This window comes from Bacillus sp. mrc49 (assembly GCF_002803435.1).
In genome coordinates, this window is the sequence record NZ_PHNG01000688.1 from 177,450 (window position 1) to 202,130 (window position 24,681).

Below are 24,681 nucleotides of genomic sequence, written 5' to 3' on the forward strand. Positions count from 1 at the left end.
TATTGCTTCACTCCAACAAAGTGCCGCAATGTTTCCTGGGCTTTTTCATTTTGTCCGGAAACCGGCACGGTTTATGGGTCAAAAAACATCCAAGACTGGGAGGAACCTTCATGCAACTATTAAAGGAAAAAATCTTGTCCGAGGGTCAAGCTTTATCTGAAGACATATTAAAGGTGGATTCATTCTTAAATCATCAAATGGATCCTTTGCTGATGAAAGAAATCGGTAAAGAATTCGCCAAGCGTTTTGAACAAAAGGAAATAACGAAAGTGCTGACCATTGAATCTTCAGGCATTGGACCTGGATTGATGGCAGCCTTGGAATTGGAAGTCCCGCTAATCTTTGCACGCAAACGTAAATCGCTTACGTTGACAAAGGATTTAGTGACTGCTTCTGTCCATTCCTTCACAAAGCAAGAAACCAATACAATCACGGTTTCCAATAAATATATTGAAGCGGGCGATAAGGTATTGATCATCGATGACTTCCTTGCGGTCGGTCAAGCAGCTAGAGGCCTGGTGGATATTTGCAGTCAGGTTGGTGCAGAAGTGGCAGGAATCGGCATCGTTATCGAAAAAGCTTTCCAAAGCGGCGGGAAGGACCTTAGGGAACAAGGCTTTCAGGTGGAGTCACTTGCAGAAATCGCGGAATTGAAATTAGGTGAGATAATGTTCGTTGAAGAAAAGGAAGGGGCTCCGATCCATGTCTAATCAATCACCATTAAAAGTTGCTTCCTTAGGATTACAGCATGTTCTTGCCATGTATGCAGGTGCGATCGTCATTCCATTGATTGTCGGTGGGGCGTTGGGATTGACCGCAGCGCAGTTAACCTATTTAGTATCGATTGACATTTTAATGTGTGGAATAGCAACCTTATTGCAAGTATGGAAAAATAAATTCTTTGGAATTGGGCTTCCTGTGGTCCTAGGGTGCACGTTCACAGCAGTTAGCCCGATGATAGCAATTGGTACGCAATATGGAATCAACTCCATTTACGGCTCCATTTTAGTATCGGGATTGATTGTCGTGTTAATCAGTAAATTCTTCGGGAAGTTGGCAAGGTTCTTCCCGCCCATTGTCACTGGATCGGTCGTTTTAATCATTGGCATCACGCTCATTCCTGTCGCGATCAACAATCTCGGCGGAGGTCAGGGGGCTGAAGATTTCGGTGACTTGACGAACGTGGCCCTTGGGTTTGGCACTTTATTATTCATCATATTCATGTATAAATTCTCAACGGGATTCGTACGCTCCATTTCCATTTTATTAGGGCTGTTGGTGGGGACCTTGGTTGCATTCTTCCTTGGAAAAGTGGATTTTAGCTCAGTGGTCAATGCCACTTGGCTGCATATGCCACATTTCTTCTACTTCGGCCTTCCGACATTCAACATCACACCGATCATTACCATGACTTTGGTGGCGATCGTCAGCTTGGTGGAGTCGACTGGCGTATATTATGCACTTGGTGAAATTACGGAAAAAGAGATTTCAGAAGACGATTTAGCTCGTGGATACCGTGCCGAGGGGCTAGCCATCATGATTGGCGGTTTGTTCAATGCATTTCCATATACCGCTTTTTCACAAAATGTCGGATTGATTCAACTGTCAGGCATCAAAACAAGGAATGTCATTTATACAACGGCAGGTATTCTTATTTTCATAGGTTTTGTTCCGAAAATTGGTGCATTCACGACCATTATCCCCTCATCCGTACTTGGCGGCGCAATGGTGGCGATGTTCGGTATGGTGGTAGCTGCCGGAATCAAGATGTTAAGCAAAGTGGACTTTGCTTCCCAAGAAAATTTATTGATCATCGCTTGTTCAGTCGGCATGGGCCTAGGGGTGACGGTCGTTCCTGAGCTATTTGCCCAAATCCCGCAAAGTTTTCAAATCTTGACGGAAAACGGTATTGTTGCCGGTAGTTTGACAGCGATTTTCTTGAATATCGTCTTCAACATCATTCCAACGAAGGGAAAAGTAAAGCAAGCGGGTCTGCAAGGCCAGAAGGCAGCCTAAGTTTTAGTAGATTCAGCCGTTTCATGCCCCGAATTCTCAATATCCGAGAATTCGGGGCAATTTTTATGCCTGGAAAAATGCAGCACCATTAAAGATGCATGATGGTTTTATCAGATAAAAGGAAACTATCTTCCGTTATTGAATATATTGATAGTATATGTTCAGGAAAGTAGTGATAGAGATGGAGAAAAAATATTGCATTCATTGTCGGACCATTTTAAGTCAGGAGTTCAGGTGCAGCGTTTGTGGCAAAGAAGAGTTTCAAAGCATAATTATCCAGGTACAAAATCAATCTTCCGTAAAAGAGGAAGAGTGAAAGCACCCCCTTACTTCTTCGGTAAGGGGGCTTTATTGGGTATGGCTATTTTTCGATCATGAGGATGAAATGAATCATCCCTGCACCATCCAATGAGATGGGAAGATTAATGGCTTCATTAAAGCCATATAATTTCGTCTTGCCGACTATGACGGTGGGAGGTGTTATATCCATCGTTGTATCGGCTGCCAAGGAGGTTGCCATATTTCCTGCGAGCATATTGCCTAGCTCGGCTGCGAAAGATTCAAGCATTTCCCCTTCCAATGGCATGCCAAACATGCTTTCACCTATTTTACTGATGCATTCGTTTGTGCCCTCAATGATCAGCCTTCCACGAATATCGCCTGTCATGCCGATGAGGACGCTGATGGATTCCTGCTCGAAAGGCTGCCTAAAGAGAGAGGGCTTTTGAATATCCAACGAGAAAGGAAGGACCGATTTGACAGCGAGAATGGTTCCATTCAGGACTTTTGTGATAACAGCGTTGCTTTCCATATAATATAATCCTCCGATAGTATGGGTTTATTCTCTATCTTACCAAATAAATAGGTTTTTTTACCTATTTATTTTAATGAATTAAGAAAAAATATAAGAGATCAACAAAAGTTGTAGTCATTTAGTTAGGAAGCATAAAAAATGTCCTTGTGGGTATATTATCCATATCAAGAATAATAAGGGGTGGGCTCATGCCGTATTTACTATCTGCTTCACATATAAAGCTGCCATATTTACTTTCACAGGATAAAATAATGGAATTTTCACGGGAGATCTTCGGACCTTCTTTTAAAAATATTGAACGGTTACTAAAGGCCTTTAAGAATGGACAAGTAGAGAATCGGTATTTTTCCAATGATCTTGATTGGTTTAAGGAAGAGCATACTTTTGCCGAACGGAATGATTTATACATCAAGCAGGCCATCGAGTTCGGTGTGGAGGCGATACAAAAATGCTTGGCCAACACGGAATTCTTAAAAGAAGAGCTTCCGGCAAACGAACTGGATGCTTTCTTTTATATTTCGAGCACGGGGATGGCTACTCCGACGATCGATGCCCGGATCATGAATGAACTTCCATTTAATCCGCATGCGAAAAGGATTCCGATTTGGGGGCTAGGCTGTGCTGGGGGGGCGAGCGGCCTATCAAGGGCTTTCGAATATTGCAAGGCTTACCCGAAGGCGAAGGTCATTGTCTTAAGCGTGGAATTATGCAGTTTGACATTCCAAAGAAATGATATTTCAAAAAGCAATCTCATTGGAACCTCCTTATTTTCTGATGGAGTAAGCTGTGTATTGGTGTGCGGCGATGAAGTATCTCCTGGACTATCAAGAAAAGAACGTCATTTGTCCTTCCTGGATTCCCAATCCACCCTCATGCCGGATTCATTGGATGTAATGGGGTGGGATGTTAAGGATCAGGGACTATATGTCGTTTTCTCCAAGGATATTCCCACCATCATCAAGGATTGGCTAAAACCGAATGTACAAGCCTTCTTAGTGGAAAATGAACTGAAGCTAGATGATATTACGGATTTCATTGCTCATCCAGGCGGGAAAAAGGTCATTGATGCCTATCACGAGGCCTTGGGATTCGATGATAGCATGACCAAAGAGTCAATGAATGTATTGAGGGAGTTTGGCAATATGTCATCAGCCACCATTTTGTATGTTTTGGAGAGATTCATGCAGCGCGGCGGAAATAAAGAAGACTTAGGCTTGGCCGCTGCATTGGGGCCAGGATTTTCATCCGAACTGTTATTAATGAGGTGGACATGATGATTTTTGCCATTTTCATTGTCTTGATTGCCATTCAGCGCCTCGTGGAATTATATATTGCCAAACAGAATGAAAAGCAGCTGAAAGGGGCTGGAGCGGTCGAATACGGTGAGTCCCATTACAGATGGATGGTCCTGATGCACGTAAGCTTTTTTATCGTCCTCATTTTTGAAGTGATCGTGTTTGGAAGGGATGTCTCTGCACTATGGCCTATATGGCTGACTCTTTTCCTGGTTGCTCAGTCAGGAAGGATTTGGGTGATCAGCTCATTAGGGAAGCATTGGAATACAAAAATCATCGTCGTTCCAAATGCCGAAGTAGTCATTAAAGGACCTTATAAATTTTTCAAACATCCAAACTATATCATCGTGGCTACGGAGATTATCGTTATTTCCTTGTTATTCAATGCATATTATACAGCGATCATCTTTACGGTTTTGAACATCTGGATGATGGCGGTTAGAATTCCTCTTGAAGAGAAAGCATTAAGGGAAAATACGGAATACTCGGCTGTTTTTAAAGGTAAATAAAAAACATTTCATTTTCTTATTGAAAATGATTATCGTTCGTGATAATATCTTAAATGAAGATGAAAATTATTCTCAATCAAATAACAAAATGAATTCTTTAAAAATAAAAAGCAGTTCAATATAAAAGAGGATGGTGTATGTAATGGTCTGGGTATTCATTTTATTGACAATCGCTACATATGGTTTGGTGATGAAATATGTACTGAGTAATATTCAAAAACCGGCAAAGTCGAATAAACCTTTTGATGAGTCAACAAAGGAAAACCGAGCATCATTTAACCCCCTCCTACAACCAGGTAAATAGCCTGGTTTTTTTTTTGTTTCAAAATAGGGTTTCGATCAATCAAACTGCGCCTAGCCACCAATCGGTGGTTTTCTTTAACATGCCATGTAATGCATCATATAGTAAAACTAAAAGCTGACGGTATGAATAACAATCGAAATCGTTTACAATAAGAGTATTAAAATGACGATAGATTAAGGGGTATGGATTCATGATTCAAGAAACAGTTAAACAACAGTCGAAATTGGGAATTTTGACTGCCATGTATGAGAAATTTCAGTCGGCAGGAGATACAGGCAACGCTGATAAGCTGAAGCAGTTAATCATGAAAGTGAATAATGAGGAATTCATCATCGCTTTTTGCGGGCATTTTTCAGCCGGTAAATCAAGTATGATCAATTTCCTGCTGGATGATCAAGTATTGCCCTCTTCACCGATTCCAACGAGTGCCAATACGGTTAAAGTCCAAAAAGGAGAAGACTATGCCAAAGTCTTTTATCATAACCAGCCGCCCGTTTTATTTCCAGCACCATATGACTTTAAAGAAGTTAAGAAATTTGCAAAAGATGGAGATTCTGTATCGGCTATAACCATAAGTTCCAAGCATTTTTCCCTGCCGGATTCATGTGCCATCATGGATACGCCAGGAATCGATTCGACTGATGATGCACATAGGGTTTCTACGGAATCAGCGCTGCATCTTGCTGATGTCGTTTTCTATGTCATGGACTATAATCACGTTCAATCAGAAGTGAATTTCCTTTTCACCAAAGAATTGCTGGAGGCTGAAAAACCGACCTATTTGATTATCAATATGATCGATAAGCATGATGAGCGTGAGCTTGGCTTTCAAGACTTCAAGCTTTCCGTTTCGGAAGCATTTGCAAATTGGAATGTATACCCTGATGGGATATTTTATACATCCGTTAGAGAACTGAACAATAAAGATAATGAAATCGAAGAGGTTCGTAAGTTTATATATGAAATGGCAGATAGGGGCCAAAATGATGGAAAGGATGCCATCATGCAATCGGCTAAAGCATTAGTCGACAGGCATCTTGCCTGGCTGAAGGAACAGTATGAAGAAGAACACGCGAATCAAATTGAAGTATTGTCGGAACTTCCTTTTGAAGAGCGAACGCACCTGACTCACCAAGTGGACAGCCTAATGAAAGAAAAAAACACATTGAATGGCCGTACCGAGGCTATCAAGGCCCAATATTCCGAGGCTCTGGAAACGATTCTGAAGAGTGCATACATCATGCCCGCATCCACACGTGACCTTGGAAAATCCTTTTTGGAGTCGGCACAACCTGATTTTAAAATGGGTCTATTATTTGCCAAGAAAAAAACGGAGACGGAGCGTGAGGAACGTATCCGGGCATTTTTGGCTGACTTGCAAGAAAAAGTGAAGACCCAGCTTGAATGGCACCTTAAGGAGTTGGCGGTCAAAACGCTGACGAAGGCCGAAGTACATGATTCAGTGCTTGAAAGCAAAGCCCAGACACTGCAAATCGAGGTAACGGAAGCCTACATAAAAGGCTCCCTGAAACCTCAAGTCGATATTACCGGTGAATATGTCTTAAATTATACAAATGACTTGGCCTCTGCCATCAAAAAGAAGGCCCGTGATGTATCGGAAAGCTTTTTGAACCAAATCGCTGCCGTCATGGAAGGAATCGTGGAAGAGCAGTCGCAATCCATCGATAAGGAGCTCGAAGGTTTTGCCGAATTCGCGGAAGCCTTAAAAGCAACGGCGGTTATCAACGCCGAAATCGCTGCCCAATCGGAAAGTTTGGAGGCAATTGCCAATCAAACGGCAACTTTGGCAACGGAGCACGATATCGACAATCTTCTAAGTCAGTGGAATGAAGAGGAAAAAAACATTACCGTCAAAATCATGAAAACCGCTGAAGCAAACCAACCGGAGCATGTCAAAGCGCCTGCTGTGGCAGAGCAAACAGTGCAGGATGCAGAACCTTCCACTGCGGTTCCAATTCAGGGTGCACCGGATCTAAGGGGAAAGGGAAAGTTAATGGAAACGGCGACAAGCTTACAGCAGGCCGCCCAATTGATTCAACCTTTGAGAGGCTTCCAATCACTTTATAAAGAATTGACAGATAAGGCAATTCGTTTGGAGAAGCAGACCTTTACCGTTGCCCTTTTCGGTGCCTTCAGTGCCGGTAAATCTTCCTTTGCCAATGCGTTAATGGGAGAAAGCGTCCTACCCGTTTCTCCGAACCCGACAACAGCTGCCATCAACAAAATCATGGCTTCTGACGCTGATCATCCTCATGGAACAGCAACGGTCAAATTAAAAACGGAAGCGATGCTGTTGGAAGATGTTAGCCTGGCTCTGGCTGCCTTTAATAAATCGGCAAAGACACTTGATGAAGCCCTTCAACTGGCAGGGCAAATCATCGCCCATGCAGGCGAGGTGGATAAAGGGAAAACACATTTATCATTCCTTCGCGCTTTTCACCAAGGAATGCCCGAGCATAAAGACGATTTAGGCAATGTGGTTACGGTGGATCTGGAAGGGTTCAAACGGTTTGCTGCGGAAGAGTCCAAGTCATGTCTCGTGGATTTGATCGAATTGCGGTATGACTGTGAAATGACAAAGCAAGGGATGGTGCTTGTCGACACTCCAGGAGCGGATTCGATAAATGCCCGACATACAGGAGCTGCTTTCGAATACATCAAGAATTCCGACGCCATTCTTTTCGTGACCTACTATAATCATCCGTTTTCCCGGGCAGATAGGGAGTTCCTGATTCAACTTGGCCGTGTGAAAGATTCATTCGCCATGGATAAGATGTTCTTTATCGTCAATGCCGTCGATCTTGCACAAACGTCCGATGAATTGGACGAAGTGATGGATTATGTCAAGAATCAACTGAATGGATTCGGCATCCGTTTTCCAAAGCTGTTTCCACTCACGAGCAAAGGGGCATTATCGGAAAAGCAAACGCCAGGTTCATTTCAGCACTCGTTCCTGCCGAATAGCGGAATTTCCGAGTTCCAAAAGCAATTCGATTCTTTTATCGAAAATGATCTAACAGGACTTGCCATTGAATCGGCACAAGCAGCCGTAAAAAGGACGGAAGAGCTCCTTCGTGATGTGATTGCAGCTTCAAAGCAGGATGAAAAAACGAAACGAAAAGCTTTGGAAACCCTTTCCAGTGAGGCTCACGCGATTTCTGAAATTCTCTCTGTGATGAAAGGGGATGCAGAAAAGCAAAGGTTGAAAAAAGAAATAGACGAATTGACTTTTTATAGTAAACAACGGGTCTTTTTCCGGTTTAATGATTTCTTCAAGGAGTCATTCAACCCATCTGTCCTGAAGGATGATGGCGGGGATTTGAAAATGGTCCTGAGGCAATCACTGAGTAATTTACTGAATGCGTTAGGCTTTGACCTCGCCCAGGAAATGCGGGCAACGGCTTTAAGATCGGAAATGTTCGTCAATAAATTGTTGAACGAAAAACAAAACGGTTTGGTGCAGCAAATGCAGAAAGTAAGAAAAACCCTTTCGGTGCAGCCATATGAACCTAATGAGCGGGAAACGCCAGAATTCTCGGGAGCTTTCGTCCAATTGGATACAGCGGAATTCAAGAAGGAATTGGCTTTATTTAAAAACCCTAAGTCTTTCTTTGAAAAAAATGAAAAAGTGAAAATGAGCGAGGGTCTTCAGAAGCGTTTGGATGAACCTGCCCTTACGTATGTTAAAGAGCAGGGGGAGCGGATTTTTGCCATGTATGATCAAGTGCTTGATCAAGAATTGCTTGCCATTCAAAACGAGTTCAAGAAGGAGGTAACCGATATCTTTGCGGGGCTGCGTGCAGCTTTGGAGGAAAAGGTCGATTTACCATATTATGAAAATGCAGTAACGCAATTGGTGAAAATGCATTCTAAATAAATGTAGTGAGAACCTGGATATCATATGATTGAGAAAAAAATCATAAAACCAAAGAATGGCTGCTGCCGGCAGCCATTCTTTTCATTCATCGAAGAATTTCCAGTTTCCTTTTCATCAGTATATGTGATAAGTAATACGGGAAAATATCCAGCCAAGAAGAAGTGCTTGAAACCGAAAACAATGAATGGGCAGTCCGATTTTGCTGAAAAGCCGAAAAAAATCTTCCCATTAATAGAGGGGAAATCAGCGTACATAAAGAATGAAAGAATGAAGCCTTTTGCATGGAAGTGCACGTGAATGGTCCCAAATAGGAGGAGATATAGATGAGTTATATAATCGATAAAGAAGAATTGTTGCCGTTGCTGACATCCAATGATATCAGGATTTGTGATTTGCGCTTTCGGCTAGGATCGCCTGACGCAGGGCAAAGGGAATTTGAAGAAGACCATATTCCAGGCGCTGTTTATTTCGATCTTGAAAAAGACTTATCAGGTCAGGTTCAGGAACATGGCGGGAGGCATCCGCTTCCGGACTTAACCGTGTTTAAGGGGAAATTGGAAGCAAACGGAATAACGAATGATACGGTACTAGTGGCTTATGACGGCGGAGAAGGTTCTTATGCGTCCAGATTTGTCTGGCTACTGAGTTATCTTGGCCATCGGAATGTCCAAGTGCTGGACGGTGGATATGCTGCCTGGAAGGACGGAGGGTACCCAATAGATGCAGCTCTTTCGTATTATCCATCAACTGAGTACCATATTGAATTAAATGAGTCGGTTCACGCCTCTTATCAAGAAGTGAAGCAATATACATTGAAAAGCGCGGGTGATATCGTTTTGGTGGATTCAAGGGAAGCCAAACGGTATCGGGGAATCGAGGAGCCGATCGATAAAAAAGCCGGACATATTCCAGGCGCAGTCAATAAGCTGTGGACGAAGGTGTTCGATAATGGCCATTTCAAAAAGGAGGAAGCACTTCAGGCGAATTTCAGCGACATCGGCAGAGATAAGGAAATCATCGTGTACTGTGGTTCAGGTGTAACGGCAGCTCCCAATTATGTTGCATTGAAAGAAGCTGGTTACAAACATGTTAAGCTTTATATTGGCAGCTTTAGTGACTGGGTTTCGTATGATGATAATCCGATTGAGTGATTTATTTTCCAAATAAACGCTCCTTAAAAAAGTGGACAGGTATGGTAAAATAAATGTACATCATGATAGAGGTGATAATGTGTTAATGAAAGAAAATGAGCAGCAGCATTCCTTCATGCTTGTTGACGGAATGGCGCTCCTATTCAGGGCTTTTTATGCAACGGCCGTTACGGGGCAGTTCATGATCAATTCAAAAGGAATGCCTACAAATGCCGTTCAAGGCTTTTTGAAGCATATGCTGACAGCTGTGAATCAATTTACACCCAGTCATGTAGCGGTATGCTGGGATATGGGAAGCAAGACATTCCGTAATGAAATATTTGATGGATACAAAGCCAACCGTTCCGAAGCTCCCATCGAAATGATCCCGCAATTCGACCTGGCTAAAAAGGCAGTAGAAGCCTTTGATATTCCAAATATAGGACTCTCTGGTTTTGAGGCGGATGACTGTATCGGGACCATTGCAAAAGCATCTGCCCAGCATAGCCAAGTAAGTATTTTGACAGGCGACCAGGACATGCTCCAGTTAATAGAAGAAAATATATCCGTTCTATTGCTGAAGAAAGGCTACGGTAATTATGAGGTTCATAATCCCGATAGCTTTTATGAGTGGAAAGGGATCACACCAAGGCAAATGGTTGATTTAAAAGCTTTAATGGGTGATACAGCTGATAACTATCCCGGAGTGAAGGGGATTGGCGAGAAAACAGCGTTAAAATTATTGATACAGTATCAAAGCATCGAAGGCATTCTTGAAAATGTCGCTTCCTTGACTAAAGGGCAGCGGGCTAAGATTGAATCTGCCGTTGATATGCTCCATTTATCCAGAAAACTTGCTGAAATAAAATGTGACGTTCCGATTTCATGTTCTTTGGATGATGCTGTGTACCGCTATGACCGTGAGAAAGTGCAAAACCTTGCCAGGGATCATGAATTCAGGGCTTTACTAAGGATGATATGACACAAAACAAGGGGAGCTTCCTAATCGAAGCTCCCCTTTTGAAACTCCTTGGATTGTTACCCTGAATTTCAGAGGTCAGGGAACCAACCAAACGGTTCGATGGCACCAGCTGATCTAACGTAATCATATCAGGTTGATTTCGCTGAATGGAATCGTCCCCTCAAGTTTTTATCATTCCCTTGTGAAACCATAATGACTTTAGGGAAAAGGGTTCTGTCTATTGGTTGAAACAAAGTTGATTGGAGCGGGTGATCGAGGCTCCTGCGGGAATAGCCTTCTATGGACACCACGCAGGCGAAAGCCGAGGAGGATCGGCGGACCGCCTCTTTAGAAGCGTTGCCTGTAGTGGAAAGCAACGGCCGAAGTAGACCCTTCAGAACCGAGGATAAGGGGAAAACCATCCATGAACTTTGAAGATCAATTCGTTTTTAATGGGTTTTGTTTATAGGAAAGGGCCTAACCGAGAGTATGCTCTTCTACTTTGTACCGTGAATTTTTTGTCGAAAAATGGATAGTCAAAATCTTTTATTTACGGTAAGATGAAAATAAGGCATGAATTTTGGAGTGGATGAAGAAGTGGCGAAATCGACTGAGGAGTACGTTCGTTTTTTGGAAGGAAAGGGATTCACTTTTGGCAATGATGCCATTGGCTTTATTTATTTTGGCAAGCGCTATACAGACGCCAGTGATATTTTAGTCAATGCCGCAATAGAGTTGACTTTAAAGGTCCAGAAGAATTTTGACGGGAGCTTTTATATCTCATTTTTGGAGAACTTGAAACAAAATGGCATTGAAACCCGTAATGGTGCGATATCGTTCGCAATGGAACAGGGGCTGTTAAAATAAATCGGACTTCCTTTAGGTAGAAGTCCGATTTATTTTATGTAGCGTCAGGAAATTTCCTGCGCGATCTTCGTTTTTTTCCGCCTTGTTGGCAATTCAGCAAGTATCATTCCCAAGAAAATGAGTGCACAGCCGATGAGGGATGCGGAAGTCAATTTTTCCCCTATCAAAATGTAAGAGGATAAGGCTGCAAAAACCGGTTCCATTGAAAAAATCAATGCAACCCTGGTCGGTGTGGTATAAGCCTGGAAGAAAGTTTGGGCAAAAAAAGCGAATGCAGTGGCAAGTGCTGCCGTCACCAATAAAGCAGTCCACACGTCTTTCTGCAGCATGATAGATGGCCGGAACATGACGGAATGATCTTCGTTGAAAATGAAGGCTGACGCAAAGGACAATAATGAAACTGTTGAAAGCTGGATTAGCGTCAACGGTAACGCAGGCATGCTTTTGGCGTACCTGGCTGTAGTGATGATTTGCATCGCAAAACTTATCGCGCATAAAAATACCAGTAAATCACCGATATTCATGGTCGATCGGTCTGCCAAGGTCATGAAGTAAAGCCCGGCAGTAGCGGCACCGACGCCTATAAGGGTACGAAGGGAAAGCTTATGCTTTAAAAGGAGAAGCGAAAAGACGGGGACCATGACGACACTTAATCCCGTTATGAAGCCTGTCTTTGCAGGAGTCGTATAATTCAGTCCTATCGTTTGGAACCCATACCCTAGAAAAAGCCAAACCCCAATGTGAATGCCTGCTAATAAAAGACCTTTAATGCCTGTTTTTTGCCTTTTGTGAATGGTAAGTAAATAAGGGATGAGCAAGAAAACCACGGCCATCAAAAAACGGACGGCATTAAACGTGAAGGGTTCAAGAAACGACAGAGCGTTTTGGACCATGACAAACGTAACTCCCCAGATGAATACAACGAATAATAATGAAAGATCAGCAGTCTTGTTCATGAACTTCCTCATTCTGATTTAAGCGAATGGCCCGTCTGGCCAATTCATCAGCGGATTTATTTTCGATACTAGGAATCCATTTCATGAAAAATAACTCAAGATTGGCCGAGAGCTTAAGCGCCCGTTCAAGCAATATGGCATACTTTTTTTTTGCATATTCCTTTTCAATGGCCTGGTTAATGGCTTGGGAATCCGTTCGAAATGAAACGACATCATATTTATTGGCAACACAAATTTCCAATGCCTTAATTAGGGCATGGTATTCCGCTTCGTGATTCTCCATTATTCCAAGCGGAATGGAATGCCGCTCGATGACACCGTTATTATTTATGAAGACACCAGCGCCGCTTGGACCAGGATTGCCTGCGCTGGCACCATCGATATATACTTCAATCATGATGTACTCCTCCCTCTGTATAAGCTAGCAATGATTTGGTGAATGAAAATAAGATTGAAACAGAGAATTTCAGGCTAATATGGGGACTATAATAGTAAGGATGCATGAACTCCCTTACATTATATTATAAATGGTATTCGAAAAACAGGTAGGAAATTGAACGATCGTCCGCATGAATATTGAAATGATAAGGAGCTGGAAACCTTTGAAGGTAATTATGCTATGGACCTATCAAGCCTCCAAAAAGCCATCTGCCGCTTTCGTATCGGATTGGCTTGAAGCTGGTACTGCGCTCGTCATTACGGAAGATCTTGAAAAAGCAGGAAGGCTGAAGGAAGTCGAATTTAAGGATGAATTCGATACAGTATGGACGAAGAAGGAGTTAAAGAGACTTTTGACTGAAGTGGAGGAAGAACCGCAAGATGTGTCGGTTTTTTTTGATGGAGGATATCAAAAGCAAGAAGGCCTCGCTGGAATCGGTGTGGCCATTTACTTTCGCCAGGGCAAAAAGTTCTGGCGATTACGCTCCAATCTAAAACTGGAGCAATTGGAATCCAATAATGAAGCGGAATATGCTGCTTTTCATGAAGCCCTCAGGCAACTCGATGAACTAGGGGTCCATCACCAGAGCTGTGTTTTCAAAGGGGATTCGCTTGTTGTCTTGAATCAACTTTCAGGTGAATGGCCATGTATGGAAGAAAGCCTGAATAAATGGCTGGACCGCATTGAAGCGAAGCTTGATAAGTTAAAGATCATTCCGGTTTATAAGCCAATTGCGCGAAAGGACAATCAGGAAGCCGATCGTCTGGCAACCCTTGCTCTTGAGGGAAAAGCCATTTTCAGCAAATCCGAAATTGCAGGGTCAAAGGAGCCATATCAACAATGAATAGGAAAAAAATTTATGAAGAAGTCGAAGATGTTCTGACTTCATTCTGCCAGGATTGCTTTTTGAGAAAACATTTCCGAAAAGAAAAGGGGCGTACTTACGCCCACCAGTTCTGTATTACCGAATGTACCGTTGGAGAAAAGCTAAAGAAATTAGGCAACGAACTTAAAGGACATTTGTAAATTCAGGTCAACATAATATCCTGCAGGATCACCAAGGATATGGTATTATAGGTAAAAAATAGAGAAAAGTGTGAGAGCCTTGAAAAATAGAAAAGGGAAGCTGAATGATAAATCGTTTCCGCCTCTTACCATTCCGGAAATTGACTTCATGATGGCAAAATTGAAAAAAGCCGAAAATTACGGAGCGACCTTGAATGAACATCAAGCACTTTCAAAAGTGGAAATCAATAAAAAAATCAATGAAGCCTCCGTTCAACTGAAAGGTCTTTTTCACGAAATACGCAACAATGGCAATATGCAGCTTGAAACGGTCCAGGCAATTCAATCGGATATTGCACCTGTCATTTTGGAAGCTGCAAAAAATCCGGATATTCATTACCTTTTCGAACGTTTGAAAGCGAGCAGTGAGTACACATACAGCCATAATATCGGTGTAGGGATCATTGCCACTTACATAGGGAGGAAGCTTGGATTTTCCAAAGAAAATCTTTCAACCCTGACTTTGGCCGCCACCTTGCATGATGTTGGAAAAACAAAGATTCCCGAGAGTGTATTGGAAAAACGGGGGAAATTGACTGCTGCAGAGTATGAGGAAATGAAGCGTCATACAATCCATGGGTATGAATTACTTAAAGATATCCCCGGCTTGCCTCCGGCGGTTGCATTATCCGCCCTTCAGCATCATGAACGGGAAGATGGGAATGGGTATCCATTAAGACTGAGGGCAAATGATATTCATCCTCATTCGAAAATCGTGGCGATAGCCGATGTATTCCATGCGATGTCATCCAACCGTGTATATCATCAGGCCATGCCATTCCATAAGGTGATTGAGCAAATGAACCGTGATATGTTCGATAAATTCAACCCGGAATACCTGCTTGGTTTTATATCTCAACTAATGTCTACCTTGGTAGGAAAAGAAGTCCTGCTGACCAATCAGCAAACCGGGACGATCATCATGATCAATCCATACGACCCGCTTAAAGTTTTGTTGAATACGGAAACAGGAATCAAAGACTTGAGAATGGAAGAGGAATGCAGAATCGAACGGATCATTGGTTAATGAAAAAAGGGACCGATCTTTAAGAATCGGTCCCTTCGTCATGCTGTTTAACAGAATCGAAAAAGGCTTTAAGCATCACTTTATTCTCAATAAAGTCTGCAATCGTATATTGATCGAGGACCTGTAGGAAAGCATCCAAAGCATTATTTAGGGCAAATTTCAATGAACAGACAGGAGAAATGATACAGTTGCCGTGATCTTTAAAACATTCCACCAAATAAAAATCCTCTTCGGTTTTCCTTACAATTTCCCCGACGTTTATTTCTGCAGGCGGTTTTGCCAGGCGAAAACCGCCATTTCTACCGCGTATCGTCTCGATATAACCTAATTTACCTAAATTATGAACGATCTTCATCAAATGATTTTTGGATAGTTGATAAACTTCCGAAATCTCTTTAATATTTGATAATTTGCTTTGGTCGTGGGAAGCCAGGTAAATCAACACTCTAAGTGAGTAATCGGAATAACTCGTCAACCTCATGTCTATCGCCTCACATTCTATCCCCATTTGACTATATCATAAATGTGAACAATTTATAAACATCAAACTTTAGCGACTGAAAAGATGTATGAAATATATTGCTTTTCAGTTCGTTCCGTTCTAATATAAACATGTATTCAAAATACTTGTTTATGAGAAGGGGTTTATTTATGCTATCCCAGAAAACCATCAATATTATTAAATCCACAGTGCCGGTATTAGAGGTGCATGGTACAACCATCACAACCGTATTCTACAAAAATCTTTTTGAAGCATATCCGGAATTATTGAATATTTTCAATCATGCCAATCAGAAGAAAGGACGGCAGCAACATGCACTTGCCAACACAGTTTTGGCAGCAGCCAAAAATATCGATCAACTAGAATCGATCTTGCCAGTGGTCAAGCAAATTGCGCAAAAACACAGAAGCCTTGCCGTCAAGCCTGAGCATTATCCCATCGTCGGGGAATATTTATTGGCGGCAATCAAGGAAGTATTACAGGAAGCAGCTACGGAGGAGATCCTCCAAGCCTGGGGGGATGCCTATGGTATCATCGCCGGAGTCTTCACTAGCATCGAAAAGGAAATGTACGATCAAGCTTCGGAACAGGAGGGGGGCTGGGCAGACTTCAAACCATTCACAGTCGTCAAAAAAGTGCCGGAAAGTGATGTAATCACATCCTTTTATTTAAAGCCGGCAGATGGTGCTGTAATTCCATCCTTCCTTCCTGGCCAATATGTAACCGTCAGGATCGCGATACCTGGTGAACGCTATCTTTTCAATCGGCAATATAGTTTGTCGGATGCCGCTGGAAAAGACCACTTCCGGATTTCCGTCAAAAAAGAGAGGCAGGAAAGCTCTCCGGATGGCAGAGTCTCGAACTACCTGCACGATTCCATCCAGGTGGGGGACAGTCTTGACTTAACCGTTCCTGCGGGCCATTTCACCATCGACCTGGAAAAAAGGACACCTGTCGTCTTCCTCGCCGGCGGCGTCGGGATAACCCCTTTCATGAGCATGGTGCATGCAGTTGCCGATCAAACACCCGAACGTGATGTACACTTCATTCATGCTGCCGATAACGGAAAAGTGCAACCGTTTAGAGGCGAACTGACAGACCTAGCACAGAAACTCGTGAGCTATCAATTATCGTTCGTGTTTAAAAATCCGGATGAGCAGGATAAGCAGCTGCAAAATTATGTGAAGGATGGGTATATCGATAAGGAATTATTGAGCCTCCATGTAAAGCATGAAGCTGACTATTATATTTGTGGCCCTGTTCCTTTCATGAAAGCGCTCATCACTTGCCTAAAGGAGTTAGGGGTCGAACCTGATAACATTCACTATGAGTTCTTCGGTCCTGCCATGGCACTATAAGAAGACTGTGGTGCAAGGAATGTTATTGACATCAAGAAGATAATTTTGCATACTATATTAAAACCATGAACGTTGAGAGAAGATTAGTATGCGAGATATGACTGTGACAGAGAGCGGCGTCAATTGCTGGAAGGCCCGCGACAGGAAAGCGCAGAACCTGCTTCTTGAGTCCTATGCAAAACATAGGCGCAAATCCTGGCGTTATCAGGCAAAGTGGAATGCATGAAACTTGCGTTCAATGAAGGTGGTACCACGGAGAGCAGCCCTTTTCGTCCTTATTTCGAGGATGAAAAGGGCTTTTTTTCATGGCTAAGATATTTATTGGAGGACTGAAACGATGGAAAAGAAACGCATCGTAGTTAAGATAGGAAGTAGTTCTTTAACCAACTCACAAGGTGAAATCGATCAAAGCAAATTTTCCGATCACATTCAGGCAGTGGCAGCTTTAAGGAATGCCGGACATGAAGTGGTCCTTGTTTCATCAGGTGCTGTAGCGACCGGATTTCGTAAGCTTGGATATCCGACCAGGCCTGTGACGCTTAAAGGAAAGCAAGCGGCTGCGGCTGTTGGGCAAAGTTTGCTGATTCAGTCATATATGGAACAGTTGGGGCAGTTTGGAATCGTCCCGGCACAGATTCTGTTGACACGGAAGGATTTCTCGAAAAAAGACAGATATAAGAATGCCTATGCTACACTGATGGAATTGCTTGAACGCGGCATCCTGCCGATTATCAATGAAAATGATACGGTATCCGTCGAAGAGCTGACCTTTGGTGACAATGATATGCTCTCCGCCTTAGTGAGCGGCCTGGTACACGCCAACCACTTGATCATTTTGACGGATATCAATGGTCTCTATGATTCCAATCCGCATACGAACCCGGAGGCTAAAAGGTTTGATAAGCTTTCCGAAGTCACGGAAGATTTATTGCAGATGGCAAAAGGTGCAGTCTCCAATGTAGGTACAGGGGGGATGAAATCGAAGCTGATTGCAGCCCAGACAGCACTTTCACTTGGGGTGAAAGTATTTATAGGGTCTGGAGCGGGAAGTGAAAAACTCATCAAGATCCTCGAGGGCGACGGGGACGGCACATACATCGGCAATGATGTCTTGACGACCGTAACGAAAAACAAACAATGGATATCCCTTCATTCACAGGTTTCCGGAAAAATCTTCGTTGATGAAGGCGCTGAACGGGCATTGGTTTCGAATGGAAGCAGTCTATTGCCCGCTGGAATTTATGAAATAACAGGCGTTTTTAACAAGGGGGACGTCGTCGAAGTCTTTGGCACAAATGGATTGCTGGGCCGCGGTGAGGTTCTATATTCCGATGAGGAATTGAAACAGGCCATGGGCAAGCGGACAACCGAGCTTGTGATCACTTCCATCGAGGTCATCCACCGTGATAAATGGGTGAAAGCATAGCTCAAAATCAATCTAAAGGAAGAAAAGGGGGCATTTGAAATGAGTGAAGTGACGGCAAAAGGAAAGGCAGCGAAAGCGGCCAGTTATCAGCTAATCGGATTGACTACAAAAAAGAAGAATGAGGCACTCGAGAAAATAGCAGAGCAACTAGTAAACGATAAGGAAAGTCTATTGATTGAAAACCAAAAAGATCTTGAAGAAGGCCGCAAAAAAGGCTTGAGTGAATCAATATTGGATCGAATCATGTTAAACGATGCACGCATTGATGATATGGCAGCTGCGATAAAGCTTTTAATGGATTTAAAAGACCCTATCGGCGAAACATTGGAAACGATTGAAAAAGAAAACGGCTTATTGATTAAAAAACTGCGGGTGCCAATCGGTGTTATCGGAATGATTTATGAAGCAAGGCCCAATGTAACCATCGATGCGGCTACATTAGCTTTAAAAACGGGGAATGCCGTCCTGTTAAGGGGAAGTTCATCAGCGAGACATTCCAATATGGCATTGGTCTCCTCCATCCATAAGGCCTTGGCGAAAACGGAAATTCCTGTGGAAGCTGTACAGTTAATCGAGGATACGAGCCGTGAAACCGCAAAGGAGCTTTTCCATCTTAATGAGTATTTAGATGTTTTGATTCCCCGAGGCGGTAAGAATTTAATAGAAACGGTCATTAAGGAGTCCACTGTTCCTGTCCTTGAAACAGGAGCAGGCAATTGCCATATCTTTATCGATGAAACGGCAGAAATCGCCATGGTCGAGCGCGTTGTATTAAACGGTAAAACACAGCGCCCATCCGTGTGCAATGCAATCGAGAGCCTTCTTATTCATAAAAACTGGTTTAAAGGAAATGGCGGACGCTTGCTGACGCTCCTCGATGATGCGGGAATAGAAATATTCGGGGATGAAGAGGTTTGTCATACTTTCCCGAAAGCGCAAGCTGCTACGGAGGAAGATTGGTCAAATGAATATTTAGCATTGAAGATCAGCGTGAAAATTGTCGAAGATGTATCGGAAGCCATCGAGCACATTAACCAATACGGTACGAAACATTCCGAAGCGATCCTTACGAAAGATGAACAAAACGCTTCCATATTTTTAAATAAAGTAGATGCAGCAGCTGTTTACCACAATGCCTCCACCCGCTTTACCGATGGTTTCGAATTTGGTTATGGTGCAGAAATCGGCATTTCCACACAAAAACTCCATGCGCGTGGACCAATGGGCTTGCCAGCGATGACTTCGAGCAAATACTTCATTTATGGACAGGGGCAAATTCGCGAGTGACATTCATTTTTTACTTGGAAGGTTAGAAAAGCTCTAGTAAGGGTATTGTATAGTACATTACTTTTAAAGGAGCAGATACCATGGACAAGAGGTTTATAGCAATATATGAAAATGAAAAAGAAGCGACTGAAGCAGTAGAGAACTTAAAGCAACAAGGTTATACTTCCGAACAAATATCTATCATAGCAAAAAACGTTGACAAATTGCCGAATGAAGCGGAAGAAGTCAGCCCGACAAGGACAGATGGATTGGTTGCTGGTGCAGCAGCAGGCGGAGCTGTCGGATTGACTGGCCTATTGATTGGAATGAGTGCATTGGCCGTACCGGGAATAGGACCGATATTGGCAGCCGGGCCGATATTCGCTACATTTGGGGGAGCGGCAGCCGGGGCAGCCTCAGGAGCAGGCGGCTTGAGGAAACCACTATTGGATATGGGATTGGAGGAAGAAGACGTCGATCAATACGTGGAAGATATCAAGGCAGGAAAGATCCTTGTCATTGCAGACCCCGTATTAAGTGAATGAATTCACGCATAAACATAAAAGCCCCTTGTGAGTTCATGAGGGGCTTGCGTTTGTTTTTTCAATCTCTTACTATTGCTTGATAAGATGATGGCCACCGAGTTCCACCTAATGGTTAAGACAAATGTTGATGACTTCCGGACCGCTTCCGGCAAACAGCAATGACCCCTTCTTGATCGTTCAAGAAGGGGTTTTTTTGCCTTTATCATTCATTATGGAAGGACTGATCCTTCCTTTGCTGTTCTTCTGCAAGAAACTCAAAAAAAACATTCATGGCATATAGGGGCTGCTCATTCATCTTCTTATAATAATTACTTTTCCGCGCATCCGTTACATAGCGGCTTTTTTTCATTCTCTCCAACATATAATTCCGGCTCATTCTCGCAATTTCTTTTTGGTTGTGTTTATTTTCTTTTAATAGAGCGAACCCGACTGCCCCAATCAATGCATAGATACCTAGCGCAATATTCGAGGTCGATAATGATTCGTTCTTAAATAAAAGGAAAAAAAGATTGATGACGGAAAACCCGATCATCACAGTCGATAAAAAGCCATATTTCATATTTTTCTTCAACAAAGGAGATAACTTTGCTTGAAGCTGTTCGATTTCGGCCTGCATGAAACGCGGTATATTCGTTAGTTTAATATTCATAGTTTCCTCCTTATAATCTTGCATGCATCCGATAAAAGAATGACATGGGATAATTTTTACCTATTTTATGAAACAGGAAAAGGAACCTTATATCTATATCTTATCGTTTTGAACTGTATTTGTCATGTTTATCTACTTTTCGAAGGCTTGCCTGGATGGAGGCAAGACATGATCGTCTTGAAAAGCGAAAAAATCAGCAAGGGTCGGTAAGGTTTCTAAACATGCATCAAAAATTGCTCGCAAGTAGCGCCAACATTAGACCTGGCCTCCCTAGCTATCAAAAAGTATGGACATGTGGTAAAATAGTCCTTAACTGGAAGGCCGATCTTCCATTTAATCAATAGGAATCGGGAGTGATGGACATATTGCGCCTTTTTTTTACATAAAAATGTGACTATTGTGGTATTTTGTTCTTTTAAATCGAGTTTTGAGACAAATCAATATATAATTAGAAAGCGAGACAATAGATACAAAGATTAAGGAGGGACATAGAATGATGGAATGGGCTCTTGTCATTTTGTTTGGTGCAGCAGTTTTACTGTTCATTTTATCGTTTATTAAAAAGGATTCCGTAAAAATGGACGAACAAATGGAGCAGCTTGCCAGCTCATTTGGAGATGAAATGAGTGTATTACAAGAAAAAATCAGGAACATCGAGATAGATGCAGAAATTACGGCACAAGAGGCAGGCGTTCTTGCTCTGTCTTCGGAAAAACGGAGCTTATTGCGTGAAGTGCTTGATTTACATAAGCGGGGCTATTCAACTGAAAGCATTGCATTGAAAACAAAACATCCAGAGAATGAGATTGAAAACTTGCTTACTCCTTACATAAAAGCGAAGAATGAAAGGAGGACCGTTGCCAATGACATCTAAATCATTGCGCAGTTTTGCAGGTGGCCTCATTGTTGCTGCCGGTCTGTGCGGAGCAGTATACTTCTTTGGCCCAGGGGAAGCTACGGGCACTTCGGAGAAACTTTCTGAAGATGAAATGAAAGATTCCCTCACGAGCAAAGGGTATGTCATTCATTCAGAAAAAGAATGGGAAGATCAGATTGCTGAAGCGGAATCCATTAAAAAACAGATGGATGAGGCAAAAGCGGCAGAAACAGAAAAAGAACCGAAGGAAAAAATCGTTTACCGCACAGTCCTGCGTGTGTCTAAAGGTTCGACAAGCATCGATGTCGGGAAAGACCTTCAAAAAGCAAAAGTCATTAAAAATGCTAATGCATTTTCTAAAGAGGTTGAAAAGAAAGGCAAGGCCAACGGTTTACGCCCTGGAACATATGAGGTGGACAGTAAGATGACGACAGAAAAAATCATATCCATCATATTTAAATAACAAGGATTAACGACCATTTTTAAATGGTCGTTTCAGTTTGTAGACAAAGGGGTTCGGAATTATAAATTCCGAACCCCTTTTAAATTATCTTCGAATGTTCGCCTGGATTTTAGAGATCAGGGCTCGTCCCCTTTGTAAGGCCAGTATTGGACCTTTCCATGTCCAATTGGCCATCTTCTTTACATTCATGGCAGCGAAAGTAAGCATCGCCTGCATCGACAATTTTTTAAGTCCCCTTAAAGTAGTCCAACGCATACCATTTCTTTTGCATCTGCGAATACACGCTCAATCGTTTCTTTACGTTTCGGATAGATAGGGTTTCCATCTTGTTGATGACGCAGATGATCTGACCTTCCACATGTGTTTGCCAGATATGCTGTGTCACCACTTCCTGATGAATTTTGTTGTCTGTACATCGTGATAAAGATGAGCAGGTTGCACAGGTGTATTGGGGCGATTTGTACTCACGATAGCCCTCTTTATTCAATGGTTGTTGAGTACGTTAAAAGCTAACAATCAAAATGTTCATCGTATACCTAGTCATGTTTGCGAAAGAACCCCTCTTCTGTTCGAGGACGTGTACAGGGTAAAGCCGGGATGATTTCTTTGTTAAATAGATAGTTTGTGATTGCCGGTGTATTATAAGCGGCATTTGCGGCAACAGCTTGTGGGTTTCCAACTTTCTCAATCACTTGATCAATAAGAGGCTCTAAAACCTATCGTGTATTTCCAGGTGTTACAAACGTTCCTAATACGAACCCGTTGCGGTCTGCGGCTGCGTGGAATGAATAGGCAAACTGTTTTGTTCGTTCATCTTTCACATAGTAGCCACTCTCGGAATCTGTTGTACTTTCTTTTATTTCTTTGATTTCGTTCTTATCAAATTTATCCGGTGGAAAAGGCTTCTACCTATGAATTTAAACAAAGTTGATTGGAACGGAAGGTACGAGACTCCTGCGGGAAGTGCAAGTCACGGGAACCCCAGAGGCTGTAAAGCCGAGGAGGCTCCCGGACCGCCTCTGGATAAGCGAGTGCCTGGAGAGGAAATCAACGGCCACATTGTCCAACCATAAAAATGGACAAACTCGATTTTCATCGAGTTTGTCTACAGTCTGTAACGACCATTAAAAAATGGTCGTTTTTTTATATAGCGACACTTTTATGGTTGAGCAAACATACCCGTTTTGAATCAAGGGTGAAATGATTAACGAAGACATCCATGCGCAATGAATATCAGCCTTTCGCAGTCTTAATTAAATTCACCCTTCATTGACCTGAAATTCCGGATCCCTTCCCTTGCTTCGTAAGTAAGATTTCTTCGATGCTGTTGGTAACACAAATATTATTGATCGTTTTATCTTTAGTGTATTGCATTGCACCCGCTCCTCCTAAATAAAACTCGATTTCTTTATTTTCAGCAGCGAATAAATCCAGGGTGCTAAGCAAATCAGGATCCTTTTCAAATGGAAGCGTCGTCGATGCAGACAGCAGGACTTTAACGGGCTGTAACCTTGTTATTAGTGATTGGATCGATCCAGGAGCCGGTGAAGCTCCGATCAGTGTCGTTTTCCACCCTCTTAACATGAACCGTAACAAAATATAGTGTACAGGAATTTCATGGTATTCATGTGGAAGACAAGCACCTAAAACTAATTCCGCTTTATCCGAGTATTGAAAGTTACGGCGGATTTGCACAAGGAAGTCCTTGACTACCATACTCGAAACAGATTCCTGATATTCATCCCATTCGCCACTTTCCCACATATCCCCGACTTCTTGTAAAAAAGGTGAGACGACAGAAGTCAAAAATTTTTCCAAACCGTAAAAGTGATAAGCCTGCTTTAGAACGATCAGTAAATCCAATTCGTTACACGTATAGCCTATTTCCATCAACTGAATCACATAATAATTCAGTTCTATGTCAAGAGAGCTTTTGGCCTGAATCGTTGCGTTTTCCATCGTATCGAGCTTCTCTTTTGCCAGGTCCGATGCTTGTTTAATAGAAAATCCCTTTTTTTGAAGCGATTTAATAGTTAAAAGAGTGTTGATATCTTCCTCGCTGTAAAGTCGGTATCCATTCTCATGGCGAACAGGCTGTATGATATCATATCTTTCTTCCCATTTTCGAATCACTTGTTTGGAAATTCCTGTAAGAGCAGAAACCTCTTTTATATAAAACTTGCCACCACGGGCATGGTTCATAGTTTTCATCCCTTATATCAAAATATTTTAGGTATTATCTGTCGGTTCAAACATATAATGAAAATCCTATAACATTGTACAAGGCAACGAGCCGAATGTACATAGAAAAAAC

23 protein-coding genes and 1 pseudogene are annotated in these 24,681 nt (G+C 42.5%); 17 read left to right on the forward strand and 7 right to left on the reverse strand.

Annotated features, from left to right (window positions below; translation table 11 throughout):
- Positions 1–110: 110 nt before the first annotated feature.
- A complete protein-coding gene (locus CVN76_RS12165; protein ID WP_100531450.1) occupies positions 111–710 on the forward strand; it encodes a xanthine phosphoribosyltransferase in 600 nt (199 codons plus the stop codon).
- A complete protein-coding gene (locus CVN76_RS12170; RefSeq protein ID WP_100531451.1) occupies positions 703–2,016 on the forward strand; it encodes a nucleobase:cation symporter-2 family protein in 1,314 nt (437 codons plus the stop codon). The genes CVN76_RS12165 and CVN76_RS12170 overlap by 8 nt, the downstream gene beginning before the upstream one ends.
- 361 nt (positions 2,017–2,377) lie before the next feature.
- Here CVN76_RS12170 and CVN76_RS12175 read toward each other — a convergent pair whose 3' ends face one another.
- Positions 2,378–2,827, reverse strand: a complete 450-nt coding sequence (locus CVN76_RS12175) for a chemotaxis protein CheX (RefSeq protein WP_100531452.1) — start codon at positions 2,825–2,827, stop codon at positions 2,378–2,380.
- Positions 2,828–3,018: 191 nt separating this feature from the next.
- Here CVN76_RS12175 and CVN76_RS12180 point away from each other — a divergent pair, with 191 nt between their 5' ends.
- From CVN76_RS12180 to CVN76_RS12210, 6 genes are all read left to right on the forward strand, one after another.
- Positions 3,019–4,104, forward strand: a complete 1,086-nt coding sequence (locus tag CVN76_RS12180) for a type III polyketide synthase (RefSeq protein WP_100531453.1) — start codon at positions 3,019–3,021, stop codon at positions 4,102–4,104.
- On the forward strand, positions 4,104–4,634 hold the full coding sequence (locus tag CVN76_RS12185; protein ID WP_100531454.1) for an isoprenylcysteine carboxyl methyltransferase family protein: 531 nt from the start codon (positions 4,104–4,106) through the stop codon (positions 4,632–4,634). The genes CVN76_RS12180 and CVN76_RS12185 overlap by 1 nt, the downstream gene beginning before the upstream one ends.
- A 494-nt stretch (positions 4,635–5,128) precedes the next feature.
- Entirely contained in the window at positions 5,129–8,836 is a 3,708-nt protein-coding gene (locus tag CVN76_RS12190) for a dynamin family protein (RefSeq protein WP_100531455.1), read from the forward strand.
- A gap of 323 nt (positions 8,837–9,159) precedes the next feature.
- Positions 9,160–9,987, forward strand: a complete 828-nt coding sequence (locus CVN76_RS12200; RefSeq protein ID WP_100531457.1) for a sulfurtransferase — start codon at positions 9,160–9,162, stop codon at positions 9,985–9,987.
- An 85-nt stretch (positions 9,988–10,072) separates the two neighbouring features.
- Complete coding sequence (locus tag CVN76_RS12205) at positions 10,073–10,948, forward strand: 5'-3' exonuclease (RefSeq protein ID WP_100531458.1); 876 nt, start codon at positions 10,073–10,075, stop codon at positions 10,946–10,948.
- A 552-nt stretch (positions 10,949–11,500) separates the two neighbouring features.
- Positions 11,501–11,794 (forward strand): DUF6123 family protein, encoded by a 294-nt coding sequence (locus tag CVN76_RS12210; RefSeq protein ID WP_061144225.1) that lies wholly within the window; start codon positions 11,501–11,503, stop codon positions 11,792–11,794.
- A 44-nt stretch (positions 11,795–11,838) separates the two neighbouring features.
- Here CVN76_RS12210 and CVN76_RS12215 read toward each other — a convergent pair whose 3' ends face one another.
- Both CVN76_RS12215 and CVN76_RS12220 read right to left on the reverse strand, forming a co-directional pair.
- Positions 11,839–12,750, reverse strand: coding sequence for a DMT family transporter (locus tag CVN76_RS12215; protein ID WP_100531459.1), 912 nt, complete (start codon positions 12,748–12,750; stop codon positions 11,839–11,841).
- A complete protein-coding gene (locus CVN76_RS12220; RefSeq protein ID WP_100531460.1) occupies positions 12,734–13,147 on the reverse strand; it encodes a reverse transcriptase-like protein in 414 nt (137 codons plus the stop codon). The genes CVN76_RS12215 and CVN76_RS12220 overlap by 17 nt, the downstream gene beginning before the upstream one ends.
- 205 nt (positions 13,148–13,352) lie before the next feature.
- On the opposite strand from CVN76_RS12220, the gene CVN76_RS12225 reads away from it, so the two are divergent.
- The 3 genes from CVN76_RS12225 (at position 13,353) to CVN76_RS12235 (ending at position 15,281) form a co-directional block, all read left to right on the forward strand.
- Positions 13,353–14,033, forward strand: a complete 681-nt coding sequence (locus CVN76_RS12225) for a reverse transcriptase-like protein (protein WP_232732192.1) — start codon at positions 13,353–13,355, stop codon at positions 14,031–14,033.
- Positions 14,030–14,215 (forward strand): zinc-finger domain-containing protein, encoded by a 186-nt coding sequence (locus CVN76_RS12230; protein WP_061144222.1) that lies wholly within the window; start codon positions 14,030–14,032, stop codon positions 14,213–14,215. The genes CVN76_RS12225 and CVN76_RS12230 overlap by 4 nt, the downstream gene beginning before the upstream one ends.
- Positions 14,216–14,294: 79 nt before the next feature.
- Complete coding sequence (locus tag CVN76_RS12235; protein ID WP_100531461.1) at positions 14,295–15,281, forward strand: HD-GYP domain-containing protein; 987 nt, start codon at positions 14,295–14,297, stop codon at positions 15,279–15,281.
- A gap of 19 nt (positions 15,282–15,300) precedes the next feature.
- Here the strand turns inward: CVN76_RS12235 and CVN76_RS12240 are convergent, their stop codons facing one another.
- Complete coding sequence (locus CVN76_RS12240; protein ID WP_100531462.1) at positions 15,301–15,762, reverse strand: RrF2 family transcriptional regulator; 462 nt, start codon at positions 15,760–15,762, stop codon at positions 15,301–15,303.
- Between the two features lie 170 nt (positions 15,763–15,932).
- Between CVN76_RS12240 and hmpA the strand changes: the two genes are divergently transcribed.
- From hmpA to CVN76_RS12260, 4 genes are all read left to right on the forward strand, one after another.
- Positions 15,933–17,141 (forward strand): NO-inducible flavohemoprotein, encoded by a 1,209-nt coding sequence (hmpA, locus tag CVN76_RS12245; RefSeq protein ID WP_100531463.1) that lies wholly within the window; start codon positions 15,933–15,935, stop codon positions 17,139–17,141.
- Between the two features lie 337 nt (positions 17,142–17,478).
- Positions 17,479–18,567, forward strand: a complete 1,089-nt coding sequence (proB, locus tag CVN76_RS12250; RefSeq protein ID WP_061144218.1) for a glutamate 5-kinase — start codon at positions 17,479–17,481, stop codon at positions 18,565–18,567.
- Between the two features lie 39 nt (positions 18,568–18,606).
- Complete coding sequence (locus CVN76_RS12255; RefSeq protein ID WP_100531464.1) at positions 18,607–19,854, forward strand: glutamate-5-semialdehyde dehydrogenase; 1,248 nt, start codon at positions 18,607–18,609, stop codon at positions 19,852–19,854.
- Between the two features lie 80 nt (positions 19,855–19,934).
- Positions 19,935–20,378: a general stress protein gene (locus CVN76_RS12260; protein WP_100531465.1), complete on the forward strand. Its 444-nt coding sequence runs from the start codon at positions 19,935–19,937 to the stop codon at positions 20,376–20,378.
- Between the two features lie 202 nt (positions 20,379–20,580).
- On the opposite strand, the gene CVN76_RS12265 is transcribed toward CVN76_RS12260, so the two are convergent.
- Positions 20,581–21,027, reverse strand: a complete 447-nt coding sequence (locus tag CVN76_RS12265) for a DUF5392 family protein (RefSeq protein ID WP_100531466.1) — start codon at positions 21,025–21,027, stop codon at positions 20,581–20,583.
- Positions 21,028–21,520: 493 nt separating this feature from the next.
- Between CVN76_RS12265 and CVN76_RS12275 the strand changes: the two genes are divergently transcribed.
- Both CVN76_RS12275 and CVN76_RS12280 read left to right on the forward strand, forming a co-directional pair.
- Positions 21,521–21,901 carry a hypothetical protein gene (locus CVN76_RS12275; RefSeq protein ID WP_232732193.1) on the forward strand — a complete coding sequence of 127 codons (381 nt, stop codon included), beginning with the start codon at positions 21,521–21,523 and terminating at the stop codon, positions 21,899–21,901.
- Complete coding sequence (locus CVN76_RS12280) at positions 21,891–22,367, forward strand: endolytic transglycosylase MltG (protein ID WP_100531468.1); 477 nt, start codon at positions 21,891–21,893, stop codon at positions 22,365–22,367. The genes CVN76_RS12275 and CVN76_RS12280 overlap by 11 nt, the downstream gene beginning before the upstream one ends.
- A gap of 84 nt (positions 22,368–22,451) precedes the next feature.
- Here CVN76_RS12280 and CVN76_RS32375 read toward each other — a convergent pair.
- Positions 22,452–23,272: pseudogene (locus tag CVN76_RS32375) on the reverse strand (transposase); the annotation flags it as partial.
- 361 nt (positions 23,273–23,633) lie between these two features.
- Positions 23,634–24,569, reverse strand: a complete 936-nt coding sequence (locus CVN76_RS12290; RefSeq protein WP_157805653.1) for a MerR family transcriptional regulator — start codon at positions 24,567–24,569, stop codon at positions 23,634–23,636.
- Between the last annotated feature and the right edge of the window lie 112 nt (positions 24,570–24,681).